This is a genomic window from Arsenicitalea aurantiaca (assembly GCF_003994485.1).
GTDB classification, from domain to species: Bacteria; Pseudomonadota; Alphaproteobacteria; order Rhizobiales; family Devosiaceae; genus Arsenicitalea; species Arsenicitalea aurantiaca.
On sequence record NZ_RZNJ01000002.1, the window covers coordinates 613,838 to 625,164 of the forward strand.

The following is an 11,327-nucleotide window of genomic DNA, read 5'->3' on the forward strand; positions in this document are numbered from 1 at the left end:
GTCCCTACTCCACGACCTTCGGGACCATGAAGAAATTGTCTTCGGACAGCGGCGCGTTGGCCACGATCTTTTCGGGATAGCCTCCATCCGTGACGACGTCTTCACGGCGGCGGAGAACCATCGGGGTTACCGACGTCATCGGCTCCACGCCGTCCACGTCGACCTCGTTCAACTGCTCCACAAAGCCCAGCATGGCGTTGAGTTCGCTCTCATATCCCGCAACTTCGTCATCGGTGATGCGTATGCGGGCAAGGCGGGCAATCTTCTTGACTGTGGCGGCGTCGACCGACATCGGGTTCCTCGCGGTGTCCGGGAAAGAGCGGCTTGTCTAGCGCTTTTAACAACGCGCGGCCAGCCGGTGTCAAACTTCGAGCGCGAGGCCCGTTTCCAGCGCGACCAGTCCCGCGCCACCCAGATGCTCCGCGATCGCGGAAATGGCCGGATCGACTTCGCTTTCAGGCGCGGCGAGAACAATCAGCCGGGGGCGTGCGATATCGAGCAGAAGCGTCGCGCTCGCCGCCATCTCCTCGCCTGCGCCGAACATCACCAGCACCGAATCGTCGGCCCAGCGCCCGAAGCGCGGCGGAGGACCGCACAGCAGCACTAGCGGGGGCTCTCCCACTGCCTCGATGAGGAGGCTACCGTCACCGATGAGGAAGAGCTCGACGGGTTCCTCCCTCTCATTTTCGTCGATCGCCCTGCGCACGCGGCGGGGCCGCCATCCGGTGGGGTCGATGACAGAAAGGGACGGGTCAGGGCTTGAGAGGGAAACCGAGCGATCCGCCCCAGAGAGGAGTTCTGCCTGATCAATACCCGTGGGCGCCCCGGCGGCGTCGACCACGAGGATCATGCCACCGAGGTGCACCCGCACCGTCGTCCCGCCGAACCAGGTGATTTTCATCGTCGCTCCATCGTCAAGCCGGGCCGGAGCCTATAGGAGGGACATGACCGAGCCAACCGCGAGCCAGAAATGACAGAGGCCCCAGACGATTTCGCAGCCCTCCCTCCCTCGGGAAAACTGCTCGGGCTCGACCTCGGGACCAAGACGATCGGCGTGGCAGTCTCAGATGCGATGCGCTACTCGGCAACCCCGCTGACGACGATCAAGCGCCAGAAATTCACCCAGGATGCCGAAGCGCTGCTGACCCTTTGCACGCAGAACGCAGTGGTCGGGATCGTGCTCGGCCTGCCGCTCAACATGGACGGCTCCGAGGGCCCTCGCGCGCAATCCACCCGGGCCTTTGCTCGCAACTTCTCCGGAAAAACTGCGCTGCCCATCGTCTTCTGGGATGAAAGGCTCTCCACGAGTGCCGTCACGCGTATGCTGATCGAAGCCGACACACGCCGCGACAAGCGGGCCGAAGTGGTCGACAAACTCGCTGCCAGCTACATCCTCCAGGGAGCGCTCGAGCGCCTGCGGCGGGGATAAAGCGGCGCCGCCCTGTACAAGCCCCCTCCGCTCGGCTAGACCGCCCCGAACCCATCGGGACGGAGCGACATGGCCGCCACTTCGCCATCCGGCAACCCTGCTACCGGGACCGCGGGCGGTCCCTTCCCTCCATTTTCCAAGCGTCACCTGCTCGGCATCGCCGACTTGAATCCGGTCGAGATCCTCTCGCTGCTCGACCGGGCCGAGGCGATGATCCCGGTCTCGCGACAGGAGCGGAAGTCTTACCCCACGCTCTCGGGCAAGACGCAGATCAACCTCTTCTTCGAAAATTCAACCCGCACGCAGGCGTCGTTCGAAATCGCCGGCAAGCGTCTCGGCGCGCTCGTGGTCAACATGTCGGTGCGGACGTCTTCGGTCGCCAAAGGCGAGACGCTGAGCGATACCGCGGCCACGCTGAACGCGATGCGCCCCGACGTCATCGTCGTGCGGCATTCGGCTTCCGGCGCGGTTGAGTTGCTGAGCCAGAAGGTCAGCTGCTCGGTCGTCAATGCCGGCGACGGTGCCCATGAGCATCCCACCCAGGCGCTGCTCGATGCGTTGACCATTCGCCAGCACAAGAAGCGGCTCGAGGGTCTCACGGTCGCCATCTGCGGCGACATCACCAATTCCCGCGTCGCGCGCTCGAACCTGCTGCTCCTTGGGGCCCTCAACATCCGCACCCGGGTGATCGCGCCGCGCAATCTCCTGCCCGCCGGCGTCGAGCACATGGCTACAGAGGTCTTCACCGACATGCGCGAGGGCCTGCGCGACGCGGACGTCGTGATGATGCTGCGTTTGCAGCATGAGCGGGCCAACGGGCTGATGATCCCTTCCACCCGCGAATATTACCGCTTCTACGGCCTCGACGCCGAAAAGCTTGCCTTTGCCAAGCCCGATGCCATCGTCATGCATCCGGGCCCGATGAACCGCGGCGTCGAAATCGATCCGGCGATCGCCGACGGCAACCGCTCGGTCATCACCGATCAGGTGGAGATGGGCGTTGCCGTCCGCATGGCGGTGCTCGATGCCCTGCTGCCTGCTGGAGATGCACGATGACCCGCTTCGTCGTCGACAATGTCCATATCGTCGACCCCGCCTCGGGCCACGATGGCCCTGGGGCACTGTTGGTGGAAGATAGGGTCATCCACGATCGCGTCGCCGGTCGCGCGCCGTCTCTGCCCGAAGGTGCGACACGCCTCGATGGAAAAGGGCTGGTCCTCGCACCGGGGCTCATCGACATGCGCGTATTTACCGGAGAGCCCGGTCGCGAATATCGTGAAACGCTGCAGAGCGCCGGCGATGCCGCCGCCGCAGGTGGCGTGACGAGCTTCGTTGCGATGCCCGACACGATGCCGGTGATCGATGATGGCGCGCTCGTCGACTTCATCGTGCGCCGGGCCAAAGCCACGGCCCGCGTCAACATATTGCCGGCCGCCGCCATAACGCGAGGCCTCGAGGGCGCCGAAATCACGGAGTTCGGCCTGCTGAAGGAAGCCGGCGCGGTTTGCCTTTCCGATGGGCGCCGCTCGATCCAGTCGAGCGCCCTCCTCCGCACGGCGATGAGCTATGCAGCCAATTTCGACATGCCGATCGTCCACCACGTCGTCGACAAGGGCCTTGCCGGCGAAGGCGTGATGAACGAAGGGCACTTTGCTTCCGTACTCGGGCTCAAGGGCATTCCGGTCGAGGCCGAGACGATCCCGCTGGCGCGCGACCTGCAACTGGCCCGGCTCACGGGTGTCCGCTATCACGCCGCACAGGTCTCATCGGCGTCTTCGCTTGCGATCATGTCTCGAGCACGCGGCGAAAGCGACCGTCTCTCCTGCGGCGTGTCGATAAACAATCTCTCGCTCAACGAGAACGACGTCGGACCCTACCGTACTTTCTTCAAGCTCTCCCCGCCGCTGCGGGCCGAGGCTGACCGGCGCGCGATGATCGAGGGGCTGCGCGACGGCACGATCGATGTCATCCATTCCGATCACGATCCCAAGGACAGCGAGGTGAAGCGCAAACCCTTCGCTGAAGCGTCCGACGGAGCCGTCGGTCTCGAAACCCTCCTCGCCGCCGCCCTCAGGCTTGTGCACTCCGGGGATGTCGATCTCGTCACGGTCCTTCGCGCCCTGACCCTGCGGCCCGCGGAAATCCTGCGCCTGCCATCGGGGCGTCTCGAAAAAGGCGCACCCGCCGATTTCATCCTCTTTGATCCGGACTATCCCTGGCAGGTCGACGAACGGGCGCTGCGATCCCGTTCCCGCAATACGAGCTTTGAAGGCGCGCGACTTGCTGGCAAGGTGATGGCGACATACGTCGCGGGGGTTGAAGTCTATTCCATGCAGGATCTGAACGCGTGAACGCGCTTGATCTCGTTCTCGGACTGGGGCTTGGCTATTTGCTCGGCTCCGTCCCGTTCGGCCTGCTGCTGACGCGCGCCGCTGGCCTCGGGGACATTCGGGCCATTGGCTCGGGCAATATCGGCGCAACGAACGTCCTGCGCACCGGCAAGAAATGGCTCGCCGCGCTAACACTCCTTCTGGATGCCGCCAAGGGGGCCGTGCCCGTGCTCCTCGCGGCGTGGCTTTGGGGAAGCGAGGCCGCGATGGCGGCAGCGGTAGGCGCCTTTCTCGGCCATGTCTTTCCGGTCTGGCTGCGCTTCAATGGCGGCAAGGGCGTCGCCACGCTGATCGGCGTCCTCTTCGGCCTCAACTGGGTGCTTGGCCTCATCTTCTGCGCCACCTGGTTGCTCGTTGCCCTTGTCGGAAGAATCTCCTCTCTCTCCGCCCTCGTGGCGGCCGCTACCACGCCGATCATCGCTTTCTTCCTTGAGGGACCCGCACTTGCACTGACCATCGCTGTGCTGGCGGCGATACTCTTTTACCGGCACGCCCCCAACATCGCCCGCCTCAGAGCCGGCACCGAACCCCGCATCGGGGGCAGGAAAGCCGAGGCGCCCTGATGGAGGCGGTGCGGACCGGACATGCCCTGACGCGCGCTCAAAAGCTTGCCTGGCTCCGGTTGATCCGTACTGACAATGTCGGCCCAGTCACCTTCCGGCAGCTGCTCAATCGTCTCGGCTCGGCCGAAGCAGCACTCGAAGCCCTGCCTAGACTTGCAGGGCGCTCCGGGGTGCGTGTACCCAGCCTTGCCGAAGCCGAAGACGAATTTGGCGCACTCGAAAATCTCGGCGGCCGACTCGTCGCCGTCGGAGAGCCAGATTACCCACCCCTCCTCCGCCACGTTTCGGGGCCACCCCCACTTGTCTCCATGGTAGGCGGCGAGCGTCTCGACCTCGAAAAGACGGTAGGCATCGTCGGGGCGCGCAATGCTTCGACCGCAGGCCAGAAGATGACGGCGATTCTTGCTGGCGATCTGGGGCGGGCCGGCTACACCGTGATCTCGGGCCTGGCCCGCGGCATCGATACCGCTGCCCATCGCGCAAGCCTGCAGACCGGCACGCTTGCCGTCCTCGCCGGCGGCATGGACCGGATTTATCCGCAGGAGAACGTCCCGCTCGTCGAGGAGATACTCGACCATGGCGGCGGCCTCGTCACCGAAATGCCCTTTGGTTGGGAGCCACGAGCACGGGACTTTCCGCGGCGCAACCGGCTGGTGTCGGGCATTTCGCTCGGCATCGTCGTCGTCGAGGCCGCCAAGCGGTCCGGGTCGCTGATCACCGCACGGCTCGCGCTCGAGCAGAACCGCGACGTCTTCGCGGTGCCGGGGTCGCCCCTTGATCCACGTGCCGAGGGCGGCAATTCCCTCATCCAGCAGGGGGCCCGCCTCGTCACCTGCGCCGCCGACATCGTTGAAACGATCGGTTCTGCCGATCCTTCGACGAACCTTCTCTTCGAGCCGGACTGGGAGCCGGAACTCGGCGCACCGGATCTGACCGAGCCGCCTAACGAAGACGATCGTGACCGACTGCTGTCTGCATTGAGCGTGACGCCGGTCGCCGTCGATGACCTCATCGGCCAAACAGGCATCTCCGCAAGCGCCATGCAGATGCTGCTGCTCGAGCTCGATCTGGCAGGCCGGATCGAATGGGCCAGCGGGCAGTTGGTCGCCCTGCGGGTGACACGCTGATCGCCCCGGGGCAAAGCCTCCCCCGTTGACACTTGGCCCGGGCTTCACCATGTTGCGCCGCGTTGATCACCCCCTACATGGCTGGGCAACTCTTGTTGATGCGCGCCAGTTGCAGGCGGACACTCGTTTCTGAAAGCGGCAGTGAATGAAGCTCGTTATCGTTGAAAGTCCGGCCAAGGCCAAGACAATCAACAAGTATCTCGGCAAGGACTATGAGGTCCTCGCGAGCTTTGGACACGTGCGCGACCTGCCGTCCAAGGACGGTTCGGTGCGCCCGGAAGAAGATTTCGCAATGTCCTGGGAAGTGGACACGGCAGCCAAGAAGCGTCTGGCCGATATTGGCCGGGCTCTCAAGGACGCCGACGAACTCATTCTTGCCACCGACCCCGATCGCGAGGGAGAGGCGATTTCCTGGCACATCCTCGACGTGCTGAAGCAGAAGAAGGCCCTGAAGGATCAGTCGGTAAGCCGGGTTGTCTTCAACGCCATCACCAAGGATGCCGTCACCGAAGCGATGCGGCATCCGCGCGACATCGACGGCCCGCTGGTCGACGCCTATCTCGCACGCCGTGCGCTCGACTATCTCGTCGGCTTCACGCTCTCCCCGATTCTCTGGCGGAAGCTGCCCGGCTCGCGCTCGGCAGGTCGCGTCCAGTCCGTGGCGCTGCGCCTTGTCTGCGACCGGGAATCCGAGATCGAGCGTTTCAAGCCCGAGGAATACTGGTCGGTGATCGCGACGTTGGCGGAGAAAGGCAAGGCATTCGAGGCCCGTCTTTATTCGGTCGACGGAAAGAAGACCGACAAGCTCGACATCAAGTCAGGCGACGAGGCTGGAGCGCTGAAGGCAGCCATCGACGCGGGCCTCTTCAACGTGGCGAGCCTTGAAAAGAAGCCGACCCGTCGCAATCCCTACCCGCCCTTCACCACGTCCAGCCTTCAGCAGGACGCGTCCTCGCGTGCCGGCTTCTCCCCGTCGCGCACCATGCAGGTCGCCCAGCGGCTCTACGAGGACGGGCTCATCACCTATATGCGTACCGATGCCGTGCAGATGGCGCCCGAAGGCATCGATCAGGCGCGCCGCGCGATCGCCAAGGAATTCGGCGACAACTATCTCCCCGAGAAGGCCCGGATTTACCAGACCAAGGCCAAGAACGCGCAGGAAGCGCACGAGGCGATCCGCCCCACGGACATGTTCCGCCACCCCGATACCTTGCGCAATCTCGAGCCAGACCAGCAGAAGCTCTACGGGCTGATCTGGCGGCGGACGCTCGCCAGCCAGATGCGCGCCGCCGAGATCGAACGCACGACTGCCGACATCGAGGTGGTTGGCACCGATCGCGCCATCACGCTGCGGGCGGTCGGATCGGTTGTCACGTTCCCGGGTTTCCTTGCTCTTTATGGCGTCGAGGCCAAGGAGGATCGCGAGGACGGGGACGATGAGGACAGCCGCGAACTGCCGCCGCTGGCCGTCGGCGACCGGCCAGAGTTGCGTAAAGTCGATATCGAGCAGCATTTTACCCAGCCGCCGGCACGCTTTACCGAGGCGAGCCTCATCAAGAAGATGGAAGAGCTGGGGATCGGCCGCCCCTCGACCTACGCCGCGACCCTGACCGTGCTCAAGGATCGCAATTACGTAAAGCTCGAGAAGCGCGCCCTCTACCCCGAGGATCGCGGCCGGCTGGTCACGGCTTTCCTCGAGAGCTTCTTTGCCCGCTATGTCGAGTTCGGCTTTACCGCCAATCTCGAAGAACAGCTCGACAGCATTTCGGCCGGAGAGCTCGACTACAAGCAGGTGCTGCGCGATTTCTGGGAGGACTTCTCCCGCCACGCTACCGAGATCAAGGATCTCCGGGTCTCCGAAGTCCTCGATGCGCTCAATGAGCTTCTGGGCGACCACATCTTCCCCGCCAAGCCGGACGGCTCCGATCCGCGCAGCTGCCCGACCTGTGGGACCGGCACGCTTTCGCTAAAGCTGGGCAAGTTCGGCGCCTTCATCGGCTGCTCGAACTATCCCGAGTGCCGCCACACCATGCAGCTCTCCGACGCTGCAACCGGCGGCGCGGGCGAGGCGGCACCCGGCGACGGAATTCTGGGCGTTGACCCGGAAAGCGGTGAGCAGGTCCTCCTGAAATCGGGCCGCTTCGGTCCTTATCTGCAACTTGGAGAAGGTCCGGAGCCGAAACGCGCCGGACTCCCGAAGGGCCTCGAGCCTGCCGCAGTGACCCTGGAAGAGGCGTTGCAGCTTCTCTCGCTGCCACGCGAGGTGGGCCTCCATCCGGAAACGGGCAAGATGATCACGGCGGGTCTCGGTCGCTATGGTCCCTTCATCCTGCATGACGGGAAATACGCCAACCTGCCCGACGCGGAAGAAGTGTTCACGGTCGGCATCAACCGGGCCGTGGATCTCATAGCGCAGAAGGCCGCCGGTGGCGGACGCGGACGGGCTGCCCCTGCTGCGATCAAGAGCTTCGAGCATGCCGATGGCGAAATCACCGTGCGAGCCGGTCGCTATGGACCCTATGTGAACCAGGGCAAGGTCAACGCCACCATCCCCAAGGAGCTGAAGCCCGAGGACGTGACGATCGAGCAGGCGCTGGAATGGATCGCCGCCCGCGCTGCGGCCACAGGCGCCAAGAAACCCGCGCGTAAGGCTGCGGCCAAGAAGCCTGCTGCCAAGAAGCCCGCGGCAAAGACGGCTACCGCCACCAAGGCTGCAACCAAGACAACCAAGTCGGCCACCACTAAGGCGGCCGCGAGCAAATCAACAGCGGCGAAGACGGCCGCGACCCGGAAAAAGGCGGCCACCGCCTGAAAGAGCTGAATGGCTAAGGCGCCGACGAAACGCCCCTCCTCTAAGCGCTCCCGCCACTTTGCGGTGGGCGAACTGCCAAGCCGCGAGGCGGTGCTCGAGGCGATGGCCAACGAGCCCGACCTTGACGGAAAGCGGGATCTCGCAAAGTATTTCGGCATCAAGGGCGATATGCGTACGCCCTTCAAGGTGCTTCTGCGAGAGATGGAGGGCGAGGGCCTGATTGCGCGCAAGCGTAAGAGCCTGCGCCCGACGGCCATGCTGCCTGCGGTCACCGTGCTCGATATTCCGGCCGATGCCGATCCTGATCATCTGATCGCCTATCCCGCCAGCTGGAACGAGGAAGACGAGGGCGAACGTCCTCGCGTCGAAGTCCTGCAGCCCAAGGGCGCACGCGTCGTTCCCGGGCCCGGCGATCGCATCCTCGCCCGGATAGATGCCGGCGACGAGCTCGTGCCGCACTATACGGCGCGCGCCATGAAGATCCTCGACAAGCCGCGTCGCGGTCAGATCGGCATCGTGCGGCTCGATGAGGGCGGTGCACGGCTGGTCCCGATCGACCGGAAGCAGCGCGAGATGCGCATCGCCAGCGGAGATCTGGGTGAGGCCCGCGATGGCGACCTCGTCGAAGTGGAGGTCAAGACTTCTGGCCGCATGATGATCCCGCGTACGCGCGTGACCACGGTCGTCGGAAATCCCGAGAGCGAAGGCGCCATCAGCCTCATCGCCATTCACAACCTCGAAATCCCCTACCGCTTTCCCAATGCGGTGCTGAAGGAGGCCGAGGCAGCTGCCGAAGCGAGCCTCCAGGGGCGCGAGGACTGGAGGCACATTCCCCTCGTCACCATCGATCCCGCGGATGCGAAGGATCATGACGACGCGGTTTATGCCGAACCGGACACCGACGAGAAGAACCCCGGGGGCCATGTCGTCTACGTCGCCATCGCTGATGTGGCCGCTTATGTCCGCCCCGGTAGCGCGCTGGACAAGGAGGCATACCTCCGCGGCAACTCGGTCTACTTCCCCGATCGCGTCGTCCCGATGCTACCCGAGCGGATCTCCAACGACCTCTGTTCGCTGAAGCAAGGCGTCAACCGTCCCTCCCTTGCCGTGCGCATGGTGCTCGGCGCCGATGGGCGCAAGAAGAGCCACTCCTTCCACCGGGTGCTGTTCCGTTCGGCCGCACGCCTCAGCTATCAGCAGGCTCAGGCCGCGATCGACGGGAACCCGGACGATGTGACCGGGCCCATCCTTGAGCCGATTCTGAAGCCGCTCTGGACCGCCTATCATGCAATGACGCGCGCGCGGGAAAAGCGCAGCCCGCTCGATCTCGACCTGCCTGAGCGCAAGATACTCCTTGATGACAAGGGCATGGTGACCCGCATCCATGTTCCCGAGCGGCTCGAAGCACACCGGCTGATCGAGGAGATGATGATCGCGGCCAACGTCGCGGCGGCCGAAACGCTGGAGCAGCGGCGCACCCCCCTGCTCTACCGGGTCCACGATTCGCCGAGCCGGGAGAAGCTGGCCGCACTTCGGGAATTCCTGAGCTCGCTCGATCTGCCGTTTGCCAAGTCCGAGGCCGTCCGCCCGGTCGACTTCAACCGGATTCTCGCCCGCGCACGCAGCGAGAACAAGATCGAGCAGGTCAGCGAAATGGTGCTGCGCAGCCAGGCGCAGGCCGAATATGCGAGCGAGAATTACGGACATTTCGGCCTCAACCTCGATCGCTATGCCCACTTCACCTCGCCCATCAGACGCTATGCCGACCTCGTCGTGCACCGCGCCTTGATCCGGGCGCTGGGGCTCGGCGAGGACGGGCTGCGCGAGCAGGACATCGCAGGCCTTCCGGGCGTAGCTCAGCACATCTCCTCGACCGAACGCCGGGCGATGGCTGCCGAGCGCGAGACCGCCGACCGGCTTCTCGCGCAATACCTCGCCGGACAGGTCGGGGCGCGTTTCGAAGGCAGGATATCGGGCGTCATCAAGTCCGGCCTCTTCGTGAGATTGGCCGAAACAGGCGCCGACGGATTCATTCCCGCTTCCTCGATCGGCGGGGATTTTTATCGCTTCATGGAAGAACAGCAGGCGCTGATCGGGGACCGTACCGGCGAACGCTTCCGGCTCGGCGACGACGTGATGGTTCGCCTCCTCGAGGTTGCCCCGGTAGCCGGCGCGTTGCGTTTCGAGCTATTGTCCGAAGGCACCCGCGTCAAACCGTCATCTGTCAAACGCGGATCACGCCGACCATCTTCGGGCCAGGCAAGGATGGGACGCAGAAAGAAGTAGGCGATGGGATATCAGGTCAAGACTCTCGAAGAGCGCCCCCTCGGGCAGGCGATGTGGCGCGGGACGCTTTGCAAATGCCCCAATTGCGGGGAAGGCAAGATGTTCAGGGCCTATCTGAAGGTCAATGACGCCTGCCCTGAATGCGGTGAGGAACTTCACCATCACCGCGCCGATGATGGCCCCCCATACATCGCGATCATGATCGTCGGGCACATCCTGATTTTCATCATGCTCCATTTGGAGCTCGTGATGCAGGTGAACCCGCTCGTCTACCTCTACACTCTCGTGCCTCTCGCCGTCGTCATGCCGCTCGCCATGCTGCCGTCGATCAAGGGGTTCCTCGTCGGGCTGCAATGGGCCAACCGCATGCACGGGTTCGACCCCGACCATCGCGATCCCGCACTCCCGGACCCGCGCTGAGCGCTTGACTTTCCGGTCGCAATGACTAGTTTGCGGCAAAATTTCCCAGCCGCGCGGCCTTCCGCGCGGCTCGCTGTTTGAAGGACCGCGACCATGGCCAAAGCCAACACCATCAAGATCAAGCTCGTGTCCACGGCCGACACCGGTTTCTACTACGTGACCAAGAAGAACGCCCGCACCCAGACCGAGAAGCTCGCCTTCCGCAAGTACGACCCGGTTGCGCGCAAGCACGTCGAATTCAAGGAAGCCAAGATCAAGTAGGATCGGCCTCCGATGCAGTTGAAAAAGCCCCGCTCTTGA

The 11,327-nt window shown here is 64.3% G+C and carries 11 protein-coding genes; 9 read left to right on the forward strand and 2 right to left on the reverse strand.

Annotated features, from left to right (window positions below):
• Positions 1-4: 4 nt before the first annotated feature.
• Positions 5-292 carry an Asp-tRNA(Asn)/Glu-tRNA(Gln) amidotransferase subunit GatC gene (gene gatC / locus EMQ25_RS07300; RefSeq protein ID WP_127187887.1) on the reverse strand — a complete coding sequence of 96 codons (288 nt, stop codon included), beginning with the start codon at positions 290-292 and terminating at the stop codon, positions 5-7.
• Between the two features lie 69 nt (positions 293-361).
• Positions 362-901: a hypothetical protein gene (locus EMQ25_RS07305; protein ID WP_127187888.1), complete on the reverse strand. Its 540-nt coding sequence runs from the start codon at positions 899-901 to the stop codon at positions 362-364.
• Positions 902-970: 69 nt separating this feature from the next.
• On the opposite strand from EMQ25_RS07305, the gene ruvX reads away from it, so the two are divergent.
• The 9 genes from ruvX (at position 971) to rpmG (ending at position 11,288) form a co-directional block, all read left to right on the forward strand.
• Complete coding sequence (ruvX, locus tag EMQ25_RS07310; protein WP_127187889.1) at positions 971-1,429, forward strand: Holliday junction resolvase RuvX; 459 nt, start codon at positions 971-973, stop codon at positions 1,427-1,429.
• 69 nt (positions 1,430-1,498) lie between these two features.
• The gene (locus EMQ25_RS07315) at positions 1,499-2,485 is read left to right on the forward strand and encodes an aspartate carbamoyltransferase catalytic subunit (RefSeq protein ID WP_127187890.1); all 987 of its coding nucleotides are present in this window, start codon (positions 1,499-1,501) and stop codon (positions 2,483-2,485) included.
• Complete coding sequence (gene pyrC / locus EMQ25_RS07320; protein WP_127187891.1) at positions 2,482-3,780, forward strand: dihydroorotase; 1,299 nt, start codon at positions 2,482-2,484, stop codon at positions 3,778-3,780. The genes EMQ25_RS07315 and pyrC overlap by 4 nt, the downstream gene beginning before the upstream one ends.
• Positions 3,777-4,382, forward strand: a complete 606-nt coding sequence (gene plsY / locus EMQ25_RS07325; protein WP_127187892.1) for a glycerol-3-phosphate 1-O-acyltransferase PlsY — start codon at positions 3,777-3,779, stop codon at positions 4,380-4,382. Before pyrC ends, plsY begins: the two co-directional genes overlap by 4 nt.
• Entirely contained in the window at positions 4,382-5,509 is a 1,128-nt protein-coding gene (gene dprA / locus EMQ25_RS07330) for a DNA-processing protein DprA (RefSeq protein ID WP_127187893.1), read from the forward strand. The genes plsY and dprA overlap by 1 nt, the downstream gene beginning before the upstream one ends.
• 145 nt (positions 5,510-5,654) lie before the next feature.
• Positions 5,655-8,321 carry a type I DNA topoisomerase gene (topA, locus tag EMQ25_RS07335; RefSeq protein ID WP_127187894.1) on the forward strand — a complete coding sequence of 889 codons (2,667 nt, stop codon included), beginning with the start codon at positions 5,655-5,657 and terminating at the stop codon, positions 8,319-8,321.
• Between the two features lie 9 nt (positions 8,322-8,330).
• Positions 8,331-10,607 (forward strand): ribonuclease R, encoded by a 2,277-nt coding sequence (gene rnr, locus EMQ25_RS07340; RefSeq protein WP_127187895.1) that lies wholly within the window; start codon positions 8,331-8,333, stop codon positions 10,605-10,607.
• A gap of 3 nt (positions 10,608-10,610) precedes the next feature.
• On the forward strand, positions 10,611-11,027 hold the full coding sequence (locus EMQ25_RS07345) for a DUF983 domain-containing protein (protein WP_127187896.1): 417 nt from the start codon (positions 10,611-10,613) through the stop codon (positions 11,025-11,027).
• A gap of 93 nt (positions 11,028-11,120) precedes the next feature.
• Positions 11,121-11,288: a 50S ribosomal protein L33 gene (gene rpmG / locus EMQ25_RS07350; RefSeq protein WP_127187897.1), complete on the forward strand. Its 168-nt coding sequence runs from the start codon at positions 11,121-11,123 to the stop codon at positions 11,286-11,288.
• Positions 11,289-11,327: the final 39 nt, after the last annotated feature.